The 19,058-nt window shown below is 62.8% G+C and carries 20 protein-coding genes; 5 read left to right on the top strand and 15 right to left on the bottom strand.

Features of this window, described 5'->3' with window-relative positions; genetic code table 11:
• Entirely contained in the window at positions 1–2,373 is a 2,373-nt protein-coding gene (locus tag V6L75_RS09180) for a membrane-bound PQQ-dependent dehydrogenase, glucose/quinate/shikimate family (protein WP_334251203.1), read from the bottom strand.
• A 316-nt stretch (positions 2,374–2,689) separates the two neighbouring features.
• On the opposite strand from V6L75_RS09180, the gene V6L75_RS09175 reads away from it, so the two are divergent.
• Positions 2,690–3,310, top strand: coding sequence for a sigma-70 family RNA polymerase sigma factor (locus tag V6L75_RS09175; protein WP_334251202.1), 621 nt, complete (start codon positions 2,690–2,692; stop codon positions 3,308–3,310).
• A 98-nt stretch (positions 3,311–3,408) separates the two neighbouring features.
• Here the strand turns inward: V6L75_RS09175 and V6L75_RS09170 are convergent, their stop codons facing one another.
• From V6L75_RS09170 to V6L75_RS09145, 6 genes are all read right to left on the bottom strand, one after another.
• Positions 3,409–3,639: a hypothetical protein gene (locus tag V6L75_RS09170; RefSeq protein WP_334251201.1), complete on the bottom strand. Its 231-nt coding sequence runs from the start codon at positions 3,637–3,639 to the stop codon at positions 3,409–3,411.
• A gap of 171 nt (positions 3,640–3,810) precedes the next feature.
• On the bottom strand, positions 3,811–4,671 hold the full coding sequence (locus V6L75_RS09165) for a BON domain-containing protein (RefSeq protein ID WP_334251200.1): 861 nt from the start codon (positions 4,669–4,671) through the stop codon (positions 3,811–3,813).
• Positions 4,672–4,784: 113 nt separating this feature from the next.
• On the bottom strand, positions 4,785–5,288 hold the full coding sequence (locus V6L75_RS09160; RefSeq protein ID WP_334251199.1) for a superoxide dismutase family protein: 504 nt from the start codon (positions 5,286–5,288) through the stop codon (positions 4,785–4,787).
• Between the two features lie 60 nt (positions 5,289–5,348).
• The gene (locus V6L75_RS09155; RefSeq protein WP_334251198.1) at positions 5,349–6,734 is read right to left on the bottom strand and encodes a cytochrome c; all 1,386 of its coding nucleotides are present in this window, start codon (positions 6,732–6,734) and stop codon (positions 5,349–5,351) included.
• An 11-nt stretch (positions 6,735–6,745) separates the two neighbouring features.
• The gene (locus V6L75_RS09150; protein ID WP_334251197.1) at positions 6,746–8,515 is read right to left on the bottom strand and encodes a GMC family oxidoreductase; all 1,770 of its coding nucleotides are present in this window, start codon (positions 8,513–8,515) and stop codon (positions 6,746–6,748) included.
• Positions 8,516–8,518: 3 nt separating this feature from the next.
• Positions 8,519–9,232, bottom strand: a complete 714-nt coding sequence (locus V6L75_RS09145) for a gluconate 2-dehydrogenase subunit 3 family protein (RefSeq protein WP_334251196.1) — start codon at positions 9,230–9,232, stop codon at positions 8,519–8,521.
• Between the two features lie 168 nt (positions 9,233–9,400).
• Between V6L75_RS09145 and V6L75_RS09140 the strand changes: the two genes are divergently transcribed.
• Complete coding sequence (locus V6L75_RS09140; protein WP_334251195.1) at positions 9,401–9,991, top strand: exopolysaccharide biosynthesis protein; 591 nt, start codon at positions 9,401–9,403, stop codon at positions 9,989–9,991.
• Between the two features lie 275 nt (positions 9,992–10,266).
• Here the strand turns inward: V6L75_RS09140 and V6L75_RS09135 are convergent, their stop codons facing one another.
• Entirely contained in the window at positions 10,267–10,563 is a 297-nt protein-coding gene (locus V6L75_RS09135) for a PRC-barrel domain-containing protein (RefSeq protein ID WP_334251194.1), read from the bottom strand.
• Positions 10,564–10,873: 310 nt separating this feature from the next.
• Here V6L75_RS09135 and V6L75_RS09130 point away from each other — a divergent pair, with 310 nt between their 5' ends.
• Positions 10,874–11,389: an MgtC/SapB family protein gene (locus tag V6L75_RS09130; RefSeq protein ID WP_334251193.1), complete on the top strand. Its 516-nt coding sequence runs from the start codon at positions 10,874–10,876 to the stop codon at positions 11,387–11,389.
• Between the two features lie 27 nt (positions 11,390–11,416).
• Positions 11,417–11,617: a DUF3008 family protein gene (locus V6L75_RS09125; protein WP_050472992.1), complete on the top strand. Its 201-nt coding sequence runs from the start codon at positions 11,417–11,419 to the stop codon at positions 11,615–11,617.
• Here the strand turns inward: V6L75_RS09125 and V6L75_RS09120 are convergent.
• Genes V6L75_RS09120 through V6L75_RS09110 form a run of 3 tightly spaced genes read right to left on the bottom strand, consistent with a single transcriptional unit; the run spans position 11,614 to position 15,058 of the window.
• Positions 11,614–11,931, bottom strand: a complete 318-nt coding sequence (locus V6L75_RS09120; RefSeq protein WP_334251192.1) for a hypothetical protein — start codon at positions 11,929–11,931, stop codon at positions 11,614–11,616. The genes V6L75_RS09125 and V6L75_RS09120 overlap by 4 nt on opposite strands.
• Positions 11,928–14,393, bottom strand: a complete 2,466-nt coding sequence (ctaD, locus tag V6L75_RS09115) for a cytochrome c oxidase subunit I (protein ID WP_334251191.1) — start codon at positions 14,391–14,393, stop codon at positions 11,928–11,930. Before ctaD ends, V6L75_RS09120 begins: the two co-directional genes overlap by 4 nt.
• Entirely contained in the window at positions 14,390–15,058 is a 669-nt protein-coding gene (locus tag V6L75_RS09110; RefSeq protein ID WP_334251190.1) for a cytochrome c oxidase subunit II, read from the bottom strand. Before V6L75_RS09110 ends, ctaD begins: the two co-directional genes overlap by 4 nt.
• Before the next feature lie 48 nt (positions 15,059–15,106).
• Here V6L75_RS09110 and V6L75_RS09105 point away from each other — a divergent pair, with 48 nt between their 5' ends.
• Positions 15,107–15,643, top strand: a complete 537-nt coding sequence (locus V6L75_RS09105) for a DUF2231 domain-containing protein (protein ID WP_334251189.1) — start codon at positions 15,107–15,109, stop codon at positions 15,641–15,643.
• Here V6L75_RS09105 and V6L75_RS09100 read toward each other — a convergent pair.
• From V6L75_RS09100 to V6L75_RS09085, 4 genes are all read right to left on the bottom strand, one after another.
• Positions 15,610–16,089: a CopD family protein gene (locus V6L75_RS09100; protein ID WP_334251188.1), complete on the bottom strand. Its 480-nt coding sequence runs from the start codon at positions 16,087–16,089 to the stop codon at positions 15,610–15,612. The genes V6L75_RS09105 and V6L75_RS09100 overlap by 34 nt on opposite strands.
• Positions 16,086–16,820, bottom strand: coding sequence for a cytochrome c oxidase assembly protein (locus V6L75_RS09095; protein ID WP_334251187.1), 735 nt, complete (start codon positions 16,818–16,820; stop codon positions 16,086–16,088). Before V6L75_RS09095 ends, V6L75_RS09100 begins: the two co-directional genes overlap by 4 nt.
• A 347-nt stretch (positions 16,821–17,167) precedes the next feature.
• Positions 17,168–18,166, bottom strand: coding sequence for a Gfo/Idh/MocA family protein (locus tag V6L75_RS09090; protein ID WP_334251186.1), 999 nt, complete (start codon positions 18,164–18,166; stop codon positions 17,168–17,170).
• Positions 18,166–19,053 carry a sugar phosphate isomerase/epimerase family protein gene (locus tag V6L75_RS09085; protein ID WP_334251185.1) on the bottom strand — a complete coding sequence of 296 codons (888 nt, stop codon included), beginning with the start codon at positions 19,051–19,053 and terminating at the stop codon, positions 18,166–18,168. The genes V6L75_RS09090 and V6L75_RS09085 overlap by 1 nt, the downstream gene beginning before the upstream one ends.
• Positions 19,054–19,058 lie beyond the last annotated feature (5 nt).

Genomic DNA, 19,058 nt, shown 5'->3' with positions numbered 1-19,058 from the left:
TCAGTTTGCAGGGGCTGACAACGGGATGTCTTCGCGCTGCAGTGCATAGGCAATGACGTAGTCTCCGGCCTTCGTGCCGACCGAGCCGTGCCCGCCTGCAACCATCACCACATACTGGCGCCCGTCGAGGGCGTAGCTCAGCGGTGTGGCCTGACCACCTGCGGGCAGCCGCGCCCGCCAGATCTCCTCACCTGTGGTCAGCTCATAGCCGCGCAGGTAGTTGTCCACCGTTGCGCCGAGGAAGGCGACGCCGCCGGCGGTAATGATAGGCCCGCCGATGCCGGGAACGCCGGTTTCGAAAGGCAGCGGCAGGGGAGTCATGTCGCGGACAGTGCCGTTGCGGTGCATCCAGACGATCTCGCCGCTGCGCAGGTCCGCTCCGGCGACGTAGCCCCAAGGCGGAGCCGAGCAGGGCACACCCAGGGGGCCGAGGAAGGGTCCCATAAAGACGCCGAAGTCAGCTCCTTCATTGCGGTTGAGGCCTTGTTCGGACGCTTTCTCGTCCTCTCCTTCCGGCGGAATCTCTGAAGCTGGAACCAGTCTGACGGTAAAGGGCAGGTAGGTCGGCATGCCGAACATTACCTGCCGGACCGGATCAACCGCGATTGAGCCCCAGTTGAACACGCCGAAGTTTCCGGGGTGGACGATGCTGCCTTCGATGGATGGCGGCGTGTAGCGGCCTTCATAGTTCAGGGTATGAAACTCGATCCTGCAGGCGAGCTGGTCGAACAGGGAGATGCCCCACATATCTGCCTCGCGCAGCTTCGGGGGTTCGAAGGACAGTGCGGAGACTGGCTGTGTGGGCGCGGTCCATTCGCCCGCAATTGCGCCTGCAGGCGCGGCGCGTTCGCCCACGGGCAGAAGCGGCTCGCCCGTTCTCCGGTTGAGGACATAGATGTCGCCCTGTTTCGTCGGCTGGACAAGAGCAGGCACACGGCCCTGCGGCATGTCGAGATCGATCAAAACGGGCTGGGCAGGCACGTCCATGTCCCACAGATCGTGATGGACAGTCTGGAATACCCAGACTCTGCGCCCGGTGCGGATATCGAGGGCCACCACGGAAGATGAATGCGCTTCGGTGGCAGCGCTGCGCCCGGTGCCCAGCTGGTCGGGCACCTTGTTGCCGAGCGGGATGTAGACCAGCCCCAACACGTCGTCATATGAAAAGACCGACCAGCTGTTGGGAGAGTTGGTTGTGTAGGTCTCGCCGCTGGCAATGTCGATCGGGGCGGTGTCGTCCGGATTGCCGCTGTCCCAGTTCCAGATCAGCTGGCCTGTCAGCAAGTCATAGGCGCGGATCACGCCGGAAGGCGAGTTTACGGAGAAATTGTCATTCACCGCGCCGCCGATGATCAGCTTGCCGTCCACTGCGACGGGGGGCGAGGTGGAGTAATAATAGCCTGGCGGCTGGTAGGGCATGCCCGGGAGCAGCGAGATTTCTCCGCCCTCGCCAAAGCTGGCGCAGGGCTCTCCGCTGGCGGCATCGAGCGCGACCACACGGGCATCGGCCGTGGGCATATAGATCCGCGCAGCACAGGCTTCACCTTCTGCAGCCGCCGGATTTTCCCAGTAGGTCACACCCCGGCAGGTCTGATGCTGACGGTCCGGTTCCATTCCGGACTTTGCGTCATGACGCCAGATTTCCCGTCCCGTGGCCGCGCTGACGGCGATGGCAACATTGTGCGGCGTGCACAGATACAGATTGTCTCCGGCCTTCAACGGCGTCACCTGATAGGTGGTTTCGGTCACATCTTCAGGCCGGCGCACATCCCCGGTTTGATAGCGCCAGACTTCTGTCAGGGAGCCAATGTTTGCCGGCGTGATCTGATCGAGCGGTGAATAGCGCTGGCCATAGCTGCCGCGCCCATAAAGCCGCCAGTCCTCATCGGCAAAATCCGCACCTCCAGCAGGGGAGGGATTGACGGTGTCGGCTCTCAGAGTGCCCGAAACGTCCTTCGGATCACGCAGGATAGAGCCCAGGGCCACTGTGCCGCAGGCCAGCAGGACAACAGCAAGCCATGCAGCCCCCGTAGACCAGCCGTTTGCCCGTGGTGCTTCGCCGGCGACAGGGCGGAACCTGTCCAGGCCGATCAGCCAAAGGCCCATCAGCACCAGCAGCCAGCCGCGCGGCGCCAGCTGGTACCAGTCTGGCCCCACCTCCCACAACGCCCAGACCATAGTGCCTGCGAGGAGGGCCGCGTAGACGATCAAAGCATATCGTGGCTGATGAAGCAGGCAGTGAGCAGTAAAGGCAAGGCCCAGCCCAATGAGCAGATAGGCAGGACTCCCGCCCAGCCAGACGAGCTTCACGCCGGGGAGTGCGAGGGCAAGGCCAATAAGTACGAAAAGAATGGCGGTCAGGAACCGGGCCATGCGGAGGGTCTCCTTCGGTTTGCGTGGACATGCGGCGGGGCCATCTGCCCGGGTGCTCCGCTGGTCCAGACAGACCCGCCAGCTGACTTCCGGCGATGAACCTGCTCCCTCTAGGTTTGTTCCCCGCGTGTCTGGATTGCTTTCTCAGATGCAGGCGGACCCGGCCATAAAATCAACTTGTATGGCACCTACATCTAGATTGCTGGGAACAATCTGCCCGTCCGTGGATTGCAATCGACGTGACTACAAGCCGCAGGCCGCACACCTATTCCTCAAACCCGCAGCCGCTGGCAAGAAGACGACCAGGGAGAATTTCATGACCGACTGGATGACAATCGCAGGGGCTGAAAGCGCAGGTACGCCTTCCTGGGGTGGCAGGGCGCCGGGACAAACGTGCAAGCAGGATATCATCCAGCTGAAACCGGACGGGCGCAGACCCAGATCGACAGCGGCAGGACAGCGCTGCGGGGAAGAGGTCGTCAGTTACATTCCGGCGCTGCGTATCTTTGCCCGGTCCTTGTGCCGCAATCCGGTTGAGGCTGATGACCTGGTGCAGGAGACCCTCTTACGCGCCATTGAGCGGGCGAATCAGTTTGAGCCTGGCACCAATCTGAGGGCGTGGCTTTTCACCATCATGCGCAACCGGTTCTATTCGAATTGGGCCAAGCGGTCGCGGGAGCGAACGGGTGATCAGGACTGCGTATCCGGAGAGCCGATTGGGGTTGCTGACACCCAGATCTGGCACCTGCGTATGCGGGAGATGGAGGAAGCCCTTCATCAGCTGCCGATCCATTACCGGGAGACCATAATTCTCGTCGCGGTGCTCGGCGAAAGCTATATTCACGCCTCACAGATCCTCGGCTGCGACATCGGCACGATCAAAAGCCGGGTGAACAGGGCGAGAGCTGCCTTGCGGGACAAGCTTGATGAAGTCTAGTAGGCCATAGGCTATTCAGCCCAAGCGATTTCAGCCATTTTGCAGACGCAGTCTTTCAGGGGCTGCGTGCTGGCGCTTTTGCACGTGTGCGAAGGAGTTCAGTGCGTCTTGCGCAAGTTTCTCGGCAGGAGCGCTGCACCGTCATGGGCGCTTTCAAGTGCCTCGCCCAGTGCAAGGGCCAGATTCTGTAGCCTTTCCGGCACCGGTTCGGCCTCTGCGGCATCAACGATTTCGCGCGCCTCCTCCTGAAAGGCTTCGCGCTCTTCAGGTCCCTCGTGAGGGGAGCTCACGGGGCCGTCCGGCTGCTGGGGCTTGTCTTCGCTGAACATCGCGGGGTTCCGGCTCTTTCGGGTATCTTGAAGTATTATATATCCTTTTCCGGCAGCGCGGCGAGGCCGGTATGGTCACATTGTTGAGCGTTCCCGAAATAAATGGTTTACATTAAGCAACCGGCGGCATGCAGAAGTGCATGCCGCCGGTTGCTTGTTTCATGCTTTCAGTCAGCCTTCCTTGGGCCGCGCCCGTGCGCCGGTTCTGGTGGCCGCTGTGCCCGTACCGGACGATTCTTCACTGTCTCCGGATGCCTCCTGGACCCGCAGATTGTTCTGGACGTGCTGCACGCCTGAACAGTCCTCGATGCAGTCTTCTGCGGCACGCTTGGCATGCCGGGAGGAGACGTGGCCATTCAGTGTCACTTCGCCATTGGAAACCTCCACGCTGATGCCGCGTGCATCCACCGAGTCAGCATCCACAAGCCTGTCGCACACGTCTTCCCGTATGCGGTCGTCGCTGCGCTTGTAGTCCTTCGGGCCATGACCGCGGAAGCCCCGCGCTCCCGATTCCTGCTGGCCGTGCTTTTGCAGGGCTGAAAGCATGCCGGGGTCATAGACGCGCGGGGGAAAACCCGGGCCGTTTTCGTAGCCGGGGCCGCCGTACATGCCGCTCTCGCTGTTGCGGCCCCAGCGGCGTCCGTCATCCCAGCCGCGCATCTGTTCATCATGGCGCTGGTCGTGACGGGCAAAGCCGAAGGCGTTGCCATCGTCCTGCACGCCATAGTCCGGACGTCCGTAATCCTGACGGCCATAGGACTGCGGCAGACGCCCCGGCGCGCGGCCCGGCTCACGGCCATACATCCGCCCGTACATGCTGCCGTTCTCGTAAGGATCCTGGCCGCGGCGGTAGCTGCTGCCGTACCGGTCGTCGTCATCGTCACGGGCCTGCGGATGATCGTATTCCCGCGTGGGCCCGTAAAGTGAGCGCTCGTCTTCCATGAAGCGGCCTTCGCGGCCATAGTGGGGTCTGCCACGGCCCTGGTCATTGCGCTCGTCGTAGTAACGCTCTTCATAACGGCGGTCTGCCATTGCTTTTCCTCCTTTGCTGCCCGCCCGCCGGCTGGCTGGCGGGGTCTTGCCGCAGAGGGCCTCTGCGCGTTGCGTCAACCATGGGGGATGGGGATTGTTCCTGGATTACGGCCTTACTCAATGACCGCGCAGGCGATGCGGTCTCCGGCATTTCCAGAAGGCTGGCTGCGATAATCATCGGGCTGCGCATGGACCATCAGCGCCCGGCCGCGGATCGAGTTTTCGCCCTCGTTGAGGGTCACAAACGGATTGTGCACCTCGACGCGTGCCATGCCCTCCGCATCGGTCCAGATGTTAGGCATGTCTCCGGCGTGCGGCGCTGTTTCTGCCTGGTATCCATGCTCCACACCGCTTGGATTGAAATGGCCACCGGCAGATTCATGTCCACCATGGGGATCGCATCTGCCTGTCTCGTGTATATGGAAGCCGAGCCATTGGTTGGGCGGAAGGGCGCCAAGGCGGAGCTTGATCAGCACGCCGCGAGGCGTCTCCGTCAGGGTCGCGGTGCCCGTTCCGGTGCCTTCCTCATTGAGAAAAGTGGCTCTTGCTTCCTGCGCAGCGGCTGGCAGAGGCAACACCACAAGCGTGCCAAGCAGGATGCGGGTCAGGTGTCTCATCGGTCTGTCCTCCAGTTGAGGACTAGGGAACCGCCTCCCGCCTGCGTTGTTCCCGCTTTGCTAAGGCCTGCCGCTGCCGTCTTTCTGCTGCGCAAGCGCCGGTTCCTGTGCGCGGATCTCCTTCACGTCTTCCGCCGGGACCGGTGTGCCGTCATTGCCCCAGGCCTGCCGCACGAAACTGGCAAGTTCAGCGATTTCGCCATCGGTCAGCCTGCCCGCGTAACCTTGCATTACCAGAGGCATCGGACGCTTTTCCGTTCCCTCAACCTTCGCGCCATGCAGGATGATTGAGATCAGCGGCGTGACTTCCTCTGACAGCACCAGGCTGTTGCCCTGAAGCGCGGGAAAGATATCCGGCGACCCCCGTCCGGTGACGAAGTGGCACTGGGCGCAATTGTCCAGATAAAGCCTTGCACCCAGGGGCATATAAGGCGTGGCCGTGCTCAGCATGCGCGTTGTTGCCGCCCCCGCCTGATCCGTGCCTGCGGGCTGCTGGGCGAGCGGGCCTTCGGGCACGGCCGTTCCTGGCGGATCATGCGGCTGGCCATCCTGCGCCTTGAGAAACCGGGCCATGGCAATGATGTCCTCATCACTGAGGTATTGCAAAGAATGCTCCACCACGAGGCCCATTTCGCCATTGGCCGTGGAGGCAAAGTTGCGGCCAGTGGCGAGAAAGGCTGTCAGTTCACCGATGGGCCATTTGCGGATGACGCTTTGCGGCCCGCGCAGTGGCGGTGCTTCCTGCCCTTCGATAAATCCCCCGGTCAGGAAGGCAGGCTCATCCGCCTTGAGGCCGTTCTGCCCCATGTAGACCGTCCGGGGGCTGTGACAAGCAGCGCAGTGGCCGGGGCCTTCCACCAGATATTGCCCGCGATCCAGAACGGGATCACCCATGGTCGCGGTGAAGCCGCTGTCATGGCGCAGGGTCAGCCAGTTCAGGACCCTGATCCCCCAGCGCTGATTGAAAGGGAAGGGCAGCGCCGGCTCCTTAACTGCATTGCGCACAGGCGGCACCTCTTCCATGAAGAAGCGGTAGAGCGCGCGAATGTCCGTCTCGGTCAGAAATCGGTAATTCTCGTAGGGCATGGCCGGGTAAAGATGGCTGCCATCGGCGCGCAGTCCATCCACCAGCGCTGACCGGAACTGCGCCAGCGTCCAGCCGCCGATGCCGGTTTCCGGGTCCGGTGTGATGTTGGCTGTATAGATTGTGCCAAGCGGGCTTTCGATCGCCCGCCCGCCCGCGAACTCCGCGCCGCCATCGGCGGTATGACAGGCGATGCAGTCACCGGCGCGCATCACATATTCGCCCGCGCCCGCTTCAGGCTCCCAGCTTTCCGGCGGGAGTTGCGGCATGGGGGTGCGGCTCACCGGAACCATAATGATGGCGGCGATCACAATGCCGCCTGCTGCGGCGAGAAACACCAGAGTTTGAACCAGGATCCTCATGCCCCATTTCTTCATGCCAGAGGACGGGGGTTGGGCAGATACTGCCTGCGGATTGCATCGGCTGCCCAGTAGGCGAGACCGCCGACCAGCCCAGTCGGATTGTACTGGGTGTTCTGGACGAAGGCGCCGGCGCCCATCACGAAGACATTGTGCTTGTCCCAGGCCTGCAGATACCGGTTCAGCGGCCCGCCATCCGGTGTTGCGCTCATGATGGAACCGCCGGTGTTATGCGTGGTCTGATAGGGCCGCACGTCATAACGGGACTCCTCGTCCTTGTAGTTGCCATGCATCAGGTCCGGCTGCATGGACCGGGCAAGCGCCTCGATCTTTTCCTGCAGAAAGGCGTTCAGCCGCAGCTCGTTGGCGTGCCAGTTGAAGGTGATCCGCATCAGCGGCCTGCCGTGCCGGTCGCGGTACGTGGGGTCGAGGTCGCAATAGTGGTCCCGGTAGGACATGACCGAGCCATGATGCGAGATGTTCATCTCGTGGCCGTACCATTCGGCAATGGCGGCCTTCCAGCGCGCGCCCCATTCGGGGGTTCCTTCCGGCAGGGGCATGTTGCGGATCGGCTGGCCATTGGTCTGTGCCGAGGAAATATAGGCCCCGCCAATGAAGCCCTCCGCACCTAAGTCGATGGCATTCACGCCGAAGTCGTCGATGCACATGCCGTTGATGCCTGAGCCGACAAAAGGATTGAAATGCTCGTTGCGGAAGAACAGCGAGGTGGAGCCGGTGATCTGATAGGCGTAGTTCTTGCCCGTCACCCCTTCGCCTGTCACCGGATCATAGGGCTGGCCGATGCCAGACAACAGCATCAGGCGCACATTCTCGAGCTGGTAAGCTGCCAGGATCACCAGGTCTGCAGGCTGGAATACCTCCTCGCCGGCCGCTTCGTCGTAATAGGTCACGCCGGTGGCCGTGCGCCCATCCGTTGCCATCTCCACGCGCAGCACTTCCGCGCCTGTCCGGTAGCTGAAATTCGACTTGCGGAACAGCGCGGCGAGGATGGTCGTCTGCGGTGAGGATTTGGAATACTGGTAGCAGCCGTAGCGCTCGCAGAAGCCGCAGAAATTGCAGGCGCCCATCTGCATGCCGTATTCGTTGACATAGGATGTTGAGGCATTGCCCCCGGGGCGGGGGAAGGGATGATAGCCCATGGCCTTTGCAGCTGCGGCGAATTTGACGCTGTTCCAAGTCATCGGCAGAGGCGGCATCGGATAGTCGCGTGAGCGCCAGCCCTCATAGGGGTTGCCGCCGTCCCGGATTTCCCCGCGGATGTTGCCGGCGATGCCGCTGATGCCCGCCACCCGTTCAAACCGGTCGAAAAAGGGCTCCAGTTCATCATAAGTCACGGGATAGTCGGCAATGGTCATGTCTTCAGGGATGATGCCCGCGTCCCAGCGCTCGGTGATGTAACTCCGCAGCCGCAGTTCCTCCGGCTGCGGGCGCCAGTTCTGGCCGTTCCAGTGCACGCCGGACCCGCCCACGCCGTTGCCCAGCAGGAATGAGCCCCATTTGCGTATTGGCAAGGCCGTCTCGGACAGGTCCCGGCGGAAGGTCACGGTGGATTGTGCCGGGCGCAGCATCATCTTATGTCGCTCGCCCTGGCTCAGCTCGTCGATCATCTGCGGATAGCGCATTTCCGGCACTGTCCGGCGGTCCGGTCCGCGTTCCAGCGCCAGGATCTCCAACCCCTCGCTGGCAAGCTCCATTCCGAGGATCGATCCTGTCCAGCCGAGACCAACGATCACGGCGTCCTTTTTCATCTCCTGCCGGGCCATCGCTCAGGCCCTCTCGCCGGAGATGGAAACCGGACCCAGCGGATAGGGGACGTTGTGCTGCTCCACCCATTCGCGGTAATGGGCACGTGCTCCGGGGAAGCCGATATGCACCCATGCCGCCATCTGATGATTGCCGCCGTGGATCGGATCGGACAGATATCCTTCCTTGGTGTTGGCGAGCAGCAGGTCAAAGAAGTCCCGCAACTCCGGCGGCAAGGGTACGGTGCCCTCTTCCAGTGCCGTTAGGGCTTTATCCTGGGCTGAGGCGGGCAAGGCGGTGAAGGCCGTGCCGAAGCTTGTCTCGCACCAGGCCTCAAACAAGGGAATGGCCTGCCGGTAGACATCAGCGGGAGCCAGTGGGGACTGCCAGCCAAATTCCGGTTCGGCATCGGGCTGGTGCGGTCCTGCCATGTACCAGTCAGCCGCTAATCCGAAATCACCGGACAGTTCCCGGTCGATGAAGACCGGCACCCGCGCCTCCAGCGCTCCCGGGCCATCGCCTTCGAAGGGGATCAGCCTTGCCACGGCCGCCAGTACGAAGGCCCATTCCGCGCCGGTGAAGAATGCCCTTGGATAGTCTTCCAGCGGCGGCAGCGGCGCCTGCGCCAAAGCGGCGGCAGGCCAAAATCCGGCTGCCGCAAAGCTGCCTGCGGACAGCTGCAGGAACTGTCTGCGGCCGGTGCGGAAGAAAGCTGGGTGGTGCGGCGGAGTGGTCATGTCGTCTCCATGGCTTGGAACTGGCTGGAAGCGGCATCTGTGATGCGTTTGTTGCCCGTGCTGGGGCCGTGAACCGCCGGAATGCCGGAATGTTCCTGCCTCGCGTGGAACACTCCGCCCCCGTGCCGGGTTTCCTGTCAGCAACCAAGGTAAAGGACGGCGCTGGACATGCAGGACAATAACCTTGTGCTGGGGGCGGTGCTGGATCACCTTGACGAGGCGGGCAAGGCGGAAGCGGTCAGTGTCGCCACGATGGTGGAAGCCATTGGCGCGCGTTCCTTCGCCACGCTCATGCTGGTCTTTGCCCTGATCTCCGTGTCACCGGTCAGCATCCTGCCTGGGGTTACGACCCTGGTTGCATTGCTTGAATTCATTCTCGCCGCGCAGATGATCCTCGGGCGGCGGCACATCTGGCTCCCGGGCATTCTGGAAAGGCAGCAGATCGCAGGCGCGCGGCTGCGTGTGGCTGTCTCCTGGCTGCGCAGGCCGGTTGCCTTCATTGATCATATCCTTCAGCCGCGCTGCAGCACATTGACGGAAAAACCCTGCCTGTATGTCTGGTTGATGATGATCATGGCACTGACCGTCTTCATGCCCTTCATGGAGCTGGTGCCTGGCAGCGGTACTGTTGCCTCCGGTTTCATCGCGCTGGTCGCGGCCGCAATCCTTACCCGAGACGGGCTCTTGCTGCTGCTTGCCGGGCTTTGCCTTGGTGCGCTGGGCTGGATGCTGCACTGGGTCGGTGAAACCATGCTCTGAAAAGTTCAGCCGCCACAGCCATCGCCCGCCGGTAAATGAAAAAAAAGGCGGGAACATAAGATCACCGGCCAGGTTGCCACATCCGAGATCTCTGCCTCAGGGCCGGGTCTCATGCCTACCCAGTCTCTCACTGGAACTTCAGGCGCCCGCCTGGCGGGCGCCGCTTTTTTGTCCGGATGCAGATAATGCGAAAGGCGGCCCGGAAATTCCGCGCCGCCTGCAAATCTCATGTGCCATTCCGCCTTGAGATGGCTCAAGCTCTGTACCGGCTGGTGTCAGTGCTTGTGCTCAGGCAGGTCTTTCAGCTGATCCTTGGTCCAGCTGGTAACGCCGTGCACCTTGCCTTTCTCATCCCTCATCAGGTTGAGCTGGTCTGCACGTACCAGGACCGGCTTGGCGCCGATGCCGAGGAAACCGCCGACATCGACGACGACTTCGGTAAGGTCACCGCTCTTGTGAACATGGGAAATGGTGCCAATCTTGCGGTCAGCAGTGTCATAAATCGGGGCATCGGTCAGAACGGCTTCATTCAGGTCCTGACGCGGCAGGGGTGTGTGTTTGCTGTGATCCACGAGTTTCTCCTTCGGTGTTGCTTGCGTCCTCCCCGCAAGTGAAAAGGGGCGAAAATGCCGCTGCGCTGGGAGGGGCAGAAGCGGGGCTGCCGTGTCAGCGGCCAAAACGGGAAGCTTGGAAGACCACCAGATCCTTCGCTTCACCAGGGCTTGCTGGCAGGCGCAGCGGCATTTTCGTGCCGTCAACCGCTGCCAGTGTGGTTTGTTCCAGAGTTTTCAAAAGGGCCTGCCACCGCTTGCAAGGCTGAAACTTGCTGGAACACAGAGGCCAGCTAAAGGGTTCATCCGGCGTCTTGCCGGGAGAAAACTCATGATCGACAGCACTGTGGCGCTGATTGCCGGGGAGTTCCGCGACCCGTTCGTCGCCGTCCGTTTCGAGGTTGCCCTGCTGAGGCTTGTCTTTGCGGCAGGACTGGGCGCTTCGATCGGATTTGAGCGCGAGATCCACTCCAGTGCGGCGGGGCTGCGCACGCATATGATCGTGTCCATGGCGGCTTGTCTCTTCACGATCATCGCCGCTGAAATCATGGCCGAAGAATTCAAGGGGGCAACGCATCTGCAGACAGACCCCTTGCGTCTGATTGAGGCAGTGACGGCCGGTGTGGCCTTCCTCGCGGCAGGTTCGATCATCAGATCCGGCGGCAAGGTTACCGGCCTGACCACGGGTGCGGGCATGTGGATGGCGGGCGCTATCGGCCTTGCCTGCGGCAGCGGTCTTCTGCCGCTTGCCATTCTGGCGGCCGCGCTGGCCATCGCCGTGCTCTGGCTGCTGAGGCGCATGTCGCAGCGCCTCGGTCACAAGGACGGGCTGGATGAGAGCAGATGAAACCCCAACCACAGAAAGGAATACCCAATGCCTGCAAGATCACAAGCACAGCAGAAGGCGGCTGGTGCTGCCCTGTCCGCGAAGCGTGGCGAGACGGACCGCAAGGACCTGTTCGGCGCTTCGCGGGAGATGTTCGACAGCATGACGGAAGCGGAGCTGGAGGAGCTTGCGTCCACGCCGCGCAAGGATCTTCCGGAGAAGCTGGAAGACGATCACAAACGGGACTAGCTCCCTGCATCGCAGGTGGTCAGCCCCACGACCGGGAACAGCGTCAGGGTGACGGAGACAAAACCGATCCACGCGCCGGCCCTGACGAGCGTTTCTTCCCTGCTTTCCCCATCCGGGGACAGCAGGAGGATAGTCCCCGCTCCTGCCAGAGCCACGAGCCAGAGGGCAAACAGCGTGAAGCGCTGCAGGTCGGCGATGGGTGCCGGCTGGGCGGGCCATCCCCAGGCGCAGCCAAGGCCATGCGCCGCATAGATGAGGGAAAAGGCGGCGGCCCAGAAGAGGGGGCCAAGCAGGGTGCGTAAAGGCCATTTCACTGGAGTGCCTCCTGTAGTGTGACAAGCAGAACCAGAATGAGGGTCGTGGCGAGCGTGTAGTCCTGCCAGATGCGCCAAACTGGCCAGGCAGATTCCCGCCCTTCTCCGATCCGCCCGTCCAGTCTCTGCACCATGCAGACGAGGGCGAGGAGCAGGCCGATAACGCAATGCAGTGCCACATAGCCGAGACCTGCCGCCCGCAGCGCGTCGCGCGCATGCCGGGTGGGATCATCCAGCAGTGGCACTAGCGCTGCGATGACGACGAGAGCAGTTAGCATAAGAAAAAGAGAGTGCTTTGCCCCTTGCGCCTGCGGAAGGCGCGCAAGGCCGCATGTGCCTGCGAGCGTCAGGCACAGAATGCCTGTCAGCACGCCTGCTGGAAGGGTGGCAATGCTGCTGGCCGGGGCTGGCCAGCTTGGAGCAATCACCGAGAGAAAGCCGACGGCGAAGAGGAAACAGGCGTAAAGCGCCGCATTGGCGATCAGAAGACAGGTCAATCCGGTGCGCGCAAGTCCGTCCGGCACTGCATGATTGACCGGCAGGCTGAGCCCCGGTGCCACGTTCAGCGGTCCCTCGTCATGTGTGCTCCCCATGAAGCGCTGCCAGCTCCAGGTGGTGGCCGCGACGGCCATCAGCGCTGCTGCCGCCAATCCGTAAAGTCCGGCAAGCATCAGCAGCACGAAGACGCCGATGGCGGCGGCCGTCACAATCGGCAGAGCCGAGTTGCCCGGAAGGACCGCCACATGCCTTGGCGCGCCGCTGATCGCATCCACCACCAGGGTTTCCCGCCGCTTGCGGGGCGCTCCGGGCAGCAGGCCTTCACCGCGCGCAATCTGCACGGCGCTCTGGCCCGGCAGAGGTTGCGAGGCGATGTTGTAGGCTGGGGCCGGGGTTGCCATGCCCCATTCCAGCGTCCCCGCCTGCCAGGGATCACGCCTTGCCTTGGGGCCGAACAGCATCTGCAGCAGAAGATCGAGCACGAACAGCGCAAAGCCTGCCGCCATGATAAAAGAGAAGAAAGAGCTGACGAGATTGGGCCACAACCATTCCAGGTTGTCCGGATAGACATCGATCCGGCGTGGCATGCCCAGCAGGCCGGTCAGATGCATGATGAAGAAGGTGCCGTGGAAGCCGATGAGGATCAGCCAGAAGGCCATTGTGCCAAGGCCGCGAATGGCCTGCCTGCCGCTGAACAGCGGCATCCAGTAGACCGCGGCCGCCATCATCGGGAAGACGAAGCCGCCGATCAGCACATAGTGCAGATGCGCCGTGACGAAGGCCGTGTCATGGGCCTGCCAGTTGAAGGGCACGATGGCAAGCATCACCCCGGTCAGCCCGCCCATGACAAAGGTCGAGAAGAAACCCATCAGATGCAGCATCGGCAGATGCATCTGCGGGCGGCCCTTCCACATGGTGCCGGTCCAGGCAAAGATCTGCACGGCGGTTGGCACGGCAACCAGCGCCGAGGCGGCCGAGAAGAAGGCCAGCGCCATATGAGGGATGCCGGTGGTGAACATGTGGTGCACCCACAGGCCGAAGGACAGGAACACCAGCCCGAGCACCGCCGCAACGATGGCGCTGTAGCCCATGATCTGCGTGCGGCACATCACCGGCAGGATGGTGGAAATGGCACCTGCCGCCGGCAGGAAGATGATGTAGACCTCCGGATGGCCGAACAGCCAGAACAGATGCTGCCACAGCAGCGGATCACCGCCGCGCGTGACGTCGAAGAACGGCCAGCCAAAGGCCCTTTCGATTTCCAGAAGCACCGAGGCAAGGATCAGCGGCGGAAAGCCCACGAGCATCATGGCCGCGGTGCCGAGCATGTACCAGGCGAAGAGGGGCATCTGCGTCAGCTTCATGCCTGGCGCGCGCATCCGCAGAATGGTGACGGTGATCTCGATGGCGGCAGCTAGCGCCGAGATCTCAACGAAGGTGACACCCAGCAGCCAGACATCGGCGTTGATGCCGGGGCTGTAGGTCTTGGACGACAGCGGCGTGTACATGAACCAGCCGCCATCCGGTGCAACACCGGCCACGAGTGCGGCAAGAATGATCAGGCCGCCGAAGAGATAGCACCACCAGCCAAGGGCGGAGAGGCGGGGGAAGGCCAGATCCCGCGATCCCAGCATCTTCGGCAGCAGATACATCCCCAGCCCTTCCAGCATCGGAATGGCAAAGAGAAACATCATCAGGCTGCCGTGCATCGTGAAGATCTGATTGTAATGCGCGGTGTCGAGAAAGGCGCCGTCCGGCGTGGCCAGCTGCGCCCGGATCAGCATGGCCAGGCATCCGGCTATGGCAAAGAACACGAATGCCGCGATCATGAACCGCAGCCCGAGATCGCTGTGGTTGACCGTCATGATCCAGCCCCGGAGCCCTTCGGGACGGCCCCAGATCCGGTCAAGGTCACGGTGCAGCCGCAGGGCATTCTGCGGAGGGTTGGGGTTTGGCCCGCTCATTCTGCGCCTCTCCCGTCTGTGCTGGTGAAATCTGGTGGCGAGGCCGGGTCATAGGCGAGCACCTCGAACAGCATTCCGGCATAGCCGTTGCCCGAGAACTCCGCCGAGCGGCCCCGGTAAAGGCCCGGTCTGAAGGCTTCGATGCGCAGCAGTGTGTCGCGCCCCGGCAAGGCATCCATCTTGCCTGCAAACTGCGGAACCCAGAAGGAATGGATCACGTCCTGCGAGCGGATGACCACATCCACCGGCTGCCCGGCCGGAATGTGCAGGCGGCCCTCCGTCTCGACCATGGTGCCGTCCGGGCCGGGCTGGCGGAAGCGCCATGCCCATTGCCGGGCCGTGGCCTCGACGCGCATTGCCTCCGTGCCGGGACGGGCCAGGTGCCGCTCGCCGGTCCAGATTCCGGCGCCAACTACTGCAAACAGCACGGTGAAGCTGAAGCCAAGGCCCATGCCCTTGATCCAGAAGGCCTCTCCGAGGGCTTCTGTGGGGGCTTTGCCGGGCGCGCGGACGAAGGCGCGCCAGACAAGTGCCAGCACAAGACAGGTGATCAGTGCCGCCCCGGCCAGCATTGCCCACCACAAGGTGGCGATGTCTGCGGCGGCCGGTCCTTGCGGGGAGAGCGTGGACAGCGGCCCCTCGCAGGCGGCAAGGGCGGGAACCATAAGTGCCGCCGCCAGTTGCCTGAAAGACAGCCTTAAGGAGGAAAAGACATGCCCCGGACCAGAGCGTTCCGCCGCCGTCTCCATGACCCGATCCACGAGCACCGCAGTTTCCACCGCACGGACTCGAAGATTGCCATCGCCGGCCACCCGATCCACGCCATGCTGGTGACCTTTCCCATTGCCATGTGCGTCAGCACGCTTGGGGCTGACGCACTCTACTGGTGGACTGGAGACCTGTTCTGGCCGCGTGCCGCATTCTGGGCGTCCGGCACCGGCTTCCTCATGGGGATATTGGCCGGCATTGCAGGCACGGCCGAATTGCTGCTGGTGCCCGGCATCCGCATCCGGGCGGCCAGCTGGACCCATTTCATTCTGGCCGTAATGCTGCTTTCGGTGCTCAGCGCAAACTGGGGTATCCGCTTTGGCGATCCGGTCCAGGCGGTGCTGCCCTGGGGTTTTCTGACCTCCCTGCTGGCCACAGGCATGACCGGAGTAACCGGCTGGCATGGCGGCAAGCTGGTCTTCGACTACGGGCTGGGGATGCAGAATGATCATAATGCCCCCTTGCGCGGCGAAAGCAGCTGATCGGGAATGAGGGCGGTGAAGACCCCGCCTAGATCCGGCTTGACCAGCGCCAGAGCGAGGATGGCCGCGATCAGCGGCAGAACCATCAGCAGGGCCGCAAGGGGGGCGGCCCGCCAGTGGCTGCGCCGCTCTTCGCCTGACCGCTGGATCAGATGACCGATCCAGGCATGCACCAGCACCATGGCGGCAACGAATGACAGCTTCAACAGCAGCCAGGGCTCGAATACTCCTGCCGCAAAGATCAGGCCTGTGCCCGCGATGATGGTGATGAGAGCTGCAGGTGTGGCAAAGCCAATGTAGCCGATGTGGGTGATCAGGCGGAACCTTGCATATTGGCGCTGGTTGTCCGCACTGCCATGCGCCCGCATCAGCAAGGGCATGGCAAGAAGGGCGGCACTCCAAGAGGCAAGGCCCGCAATATGCAGGAATTTCAGCCCGGCGATCATGGCGCGAGCCCCCGCGCCCAGGCGCGCCGGGCCATGAAGGCTGCGATCACGGCCAGCGGCAGCAGACCCGGTACCCACATGATCAGCCCTGCTGCCTGCTGGTCAGCCAGCGGTTCCAGCCCCCACATCAGGGTGACTGGCAGATGCTCCAGGTAGAGAGGCTCTGCGGCAAAGGTGAGCACGGCGCCAGTCAGCCCCATGATGCCCGCGAGTGCCCCGGTCATCAGTGCATTGGAAAGGAGCGCTCCGGCATCCTGTTCCCGCCAGTCGAACACGCCCGACCAGAAGGCTGCCGCAGGTATCAAAAGGGTTGCCTGCATCAGCCAGTACACTGCATGACTGTCCCATGCCGCCGTATAGACCACCGGCACATGCCATAGCACCAGCGCGGCGCCGGTCATCCCAAGGGCCGCGGGCACGGCTATGCCGCGCAGTGGCAGGGCAAGACCCAGAAGAGGCGCCGCGACGCTGACCAGAAGCAGGTGATGCACCGCCCGCGCGCTGAACAGGGCGCTGGTGAGCGCGCAGAGCGGTGAGACGAAGGCGAGAACGAGAACACTCCAGGCTAGCAGAAACGCCGGCCGGTTTACCGCCGCCTTGCCTCCCGCAACCAGCGCCGCAAGCAGGGCAGCGATCAGTACCGGATCAAGATTCCAGCTGCTTAGAAATGCCGCTGGAGACGGTGCTTCGCCGCAATAGGGGACTGAAGAGCCGGTTGCTGCTGTGTCCATGTCTTTCTCTCCTGCCCCCGAAAACGCGCGCTCTCTGCGTGAAATCTCTTGGCCGGACGGAACGTTTGGACATGTTTCCCCAAGCGGCATTTCTCCGGCATGCTTGCCTGCCGGAGGAAACTGGCGCTTCCGCCATTTGTTCCTGGTCCTCCAGGCTTTCACTGGAAGTGGTCCTAAAGGCTGGCAGTCTGTTCCCGGTGCAGAAGAAGTCCGCCTGCGGTAAGGTGCAAACGAACAGGGCCTGCACCTGCCGTGTCCGGCGGGTGCAGGCCCTTTTTGAACTGCTTATATTTCGGCCCCTGACGCTCTACGCAACCGACCGGCTTACTCTTGGGGGAAAGCTGGTATCACCCCTCGATCAGCGCAATCATCGTCTCCAGCCGCTTCATCGCCAGCCAGCCGTCATGGATCTGCGGAGCATTGTTGCTCTCGCCGCGCATTGTGGCAGCCACATCAAGCAGAAGGGCGTGGTAGCCTTTGTAGTCCTCGTTGGCGGCGGCGGTGAAATTGGGCGACCAGGTGAGGCTGTCGCAGCCCGGGTCAAGGCTTGCCTCAGGGTCGTCCACCTTGAAGGGCGGGTTGCGGTGCCAGGTGACGTTGATGACGTTCTCCACCTCGATGCGGTTGTGGTCGCCCATGATCTGGACGAATTCCATCGGTGTGCCGCGTGACTGGACCGTGCCCATGATGATGTTGCCGATGACGCCGTTTTCGCACTCGAAATTCATGTGCAGCAGCATCTTGCCCTTGTCCGGCACGTTCTTGCGCAGGCGCACGTCAGCAAACTCGGAACCGGCAAACCAGGTGATCAGATCCATGTAGTGGACGCAGTGGTGCAGGTAGAAGCCGGTGTAGTCCACCTCTCCGGCGAAATAGGTTGGCGCCGTCATGTAGCTGCCGTGAATGCCGAGCACCGGACCGAAGGCGCCGCCATCGAGGATGTTCTTCGCAACCTTGTTGCCGGCCGAATAGCGCTTCATGAAGCCGACAGTGACGGGCACGCGGGCGGCTTCCGAGGCCTTGACCAGTTCCAGCGCCTGCGCGGCTGTTGCTGCAGGCGGCTTTTCCATGAAGACGGGCAAGCCACGCTTCAGGGCCGCAAGGGTTGCCCGGTAATGGATATCCGGCCCCACTGCCATGCCGACGGCATCGATGCCGCCTGCTGCGATCATCTCTTCAAAGTCCGTATGGATGGATGACGCGCCGAACTGGCGGGCGGCATTGCGGGCCGCTGCTTCGTCCCGGTCGCATACTGCGGTGATTTCGAAGCCGCTGCGGGCAAGTTGCGGCAGCAGCATCCAGGTTGCGTGGCGGCCGCAGCCGATCCAGCCGATCTTGATCGTCATCAGTGATTGACCTCAGCAAATGTCAGGGCAGAGCGGATCAGGCCAAGGCCTGCCCGCAGCTTTTCATCTTCGTCTTCGTGGGGTGCGCGCCAGTGGGCGATCGGCAGGGCCACCCGCTCATCCTCGCGGCGGAAAGGCTCCAGCGACACCGGCCCCTCGTAGCTGACCGCGTGGAGTGCGCGGGCAATGGCCGTCCAGTCCATGTTGCCGGTGCCGGGAAAGCCGCGATGGTTCTCATTGGCCTGGAAATGCACCAGCCGGTTTCCGGCAGCGCGGATGGCATCGGGGATGGAGCGCTCTTCCATGTTCATGTGGAACGTGTCCAGCATCACGCCGAGGCCGGGGTTTGCAACTACATCACAGACCTCGATGGCCTGCGCAGTGGTGCAAATGATGTCGGTCTCGAAGCGGTTCAGCGGCTCCAGTCCGAACACCCTGCCAGCTTCTGCCGCCTGCCTTGCTGCAATGGACAGGCCCTCGATGGTGCGGGCGGCGCGTGCGGCGATCTGGTCTGCGCTCCAGGGGAAGGGCGGCCGGCCGGCAAAGACCAGCGGCTCGCCATAGAGAGGCCCGCCGATGATCGTGGCGCCGATGCGCTCTGCCGCCGTGATGCAGTAGGAAAGGTAATCCTGCCCGCCCTTGCGTGCGGACGCATCCTCGCTGGCGATGGAGCGTTGCAGGTTGACGCGGGCGGCCAGCACGATGCCAAGGCCTTCGCCCTCGCAGATGCGGCGCACTTCCGCCGGGTCGAGATCGTCTTCCGGCTCTGGCACCAGCAATTCGATGAAGTCGAAGCCGAGCGCGCGGGTCTTCTTCAGGAAGGGCAGGGCGGCATTGGTGAAGGGCCGGGTGTATTGCATCGAGATGATGCCGATGGGATTTTTCACGGAAT

This window comes from Pannonibacter anstelovis (assembly GCF_036881715.1).
In the GTDB taxonomy this organism is placed as follows: Bacteria; Pseudomonadota; Alphaproteobacteria; order Rhizobiales; family Stappiaceae; genus Pannonibacter; species Pannonibacter anstelovis.
Note: the sequence above shows the minus strand (reverse complement) of the source record. Positions and strands in the feature narration are given on the sequence as shown.

Excerpts from the sequence above, each read along its gene's own strand:
- V6L75_RS09110 (WP_334251190.1), bottom strand. The coding sequence starts at position 15,058 with ATGGTTCCCGCCCTTGCCGCCTGCGAGGGGCCGCTGTCCACGCTCTCC.
- V6L75_RS09180 (WP_334251203.1), bottom strand. The coding sequence starts at position 2,373 with ATGGCCCGGTTCCTGACCGCCATTCTTTTCGTACTTATTGGCCTTGCC.
- V6L75_RS09160 (WP_334251199.1), bottom strand. The coding sequence starts at position 5,288 with ATGAGACACCTGACCCGCATCCTGCTTGGCACGCTTGTGGTGTTGCCT.
- V6L75_RS09145 (WP_334251196.1), bottom strand. The coding sequence starts at position 9,232 with ATGACCACTCCGCCGCACCACCCAGCTTTCTTCCGCACCGGCCGCAGA.
- V6L75_RS09155 (WP_334251198.1), bottom strand. The coding sequence starts at position 6,734 with ATGAGGATCCTGGTTCAAACTCTGGTGTTTCTCGCCGCAGCAGGCGGC.
- V6L75_RS09090 (WP_334251186.1), bottom strand. The coding sequence starts at position 18,166 with ATGACGATCAAGATCGGCTGGATCGGCTGCGGCCGCCACGCAACCTGG.
- V6L75_RS09140 (WP_334251195.1), top strand. The coding sequence starts at position 9,401 with ATGCAGGACAATAACCTTGTGCTGGGGGCGGTGCTGGATCACCTTGAC.
- V6L75_RS09125 (WP_050472992.1), top strand. The coding sequence starts at position 11,417 with ATGCCTGCAAGATCACAAGCACAGCAGAAGGCGGCTGGTGCTGCCCTG.
- V6L75_RS09095 (WP_334251187.1), bottom strand. The coding sequence starts at position 16,820 with ATGGACACAGCAGCAACCGGCTCTTCAGTCCCCTATTGCGGCGAAGCA.
- V6L75_RS09130 (WP_334251193.1), top strand. The coding sequence starts at position 10,874 with ATGATCGACAGCACTGTGGCGCTGATTGCCGGGGAGTTCCGCGACCCG.
- ctaD (WP_334251191.1), bottom strand. The coding sequence starts at position 14,393 with ATGAGCGGGCCAAACCCCAACCCTCCGCAGAATGCCCTGCGGCTGCAC.
- V6L75_RS09100 (WP_334251188.1), bottom strand. The coding sequence starts at position 16,089 with ATGATCGCCGGGCTGAAATTCCTGCATATTGCGGGCCTTGCCTCTTGG.
- V6L75_RS09150 (WP_334251197.1), bottom strand. The coding sequence starts at position 8,515 with ATGGCCCGGCAGGAGATGAAAAAGGACGCCGTGATCGTTGGTCTCGGC.
- V6L75_RS09165 (WP_334251200.1), bottom strand. The coding sequence starts at position 4,671 with ATGGCAGACCGCCGTTATGAAGAGCGTTACTACGACGAGCGCAATGAC.
- V6L75_RS09170 (WP_334251201.1), bottom strand. The coding sequence starts at position 3,639 with ATGTTCAGCGAAGACAAGCCCCAGCAGCCGGACGGCCCCGTGAGCTCC.
- V6L75_RS09105 (WP_334251189.1), top strand. The coding sequence starts at position 15,107 with ATGCCCCGGACCAGAGCGTTCCGCCGCCGTCTCCATGACCCGATCCAC.
- V6L75_RS09175 (WP_334251202.1), top strand. The coding sequence starts at position 2,690 with ATGACCGACTGGATGACAATCGCAGGGGCTGAAAGCGCAGGTACGCCT.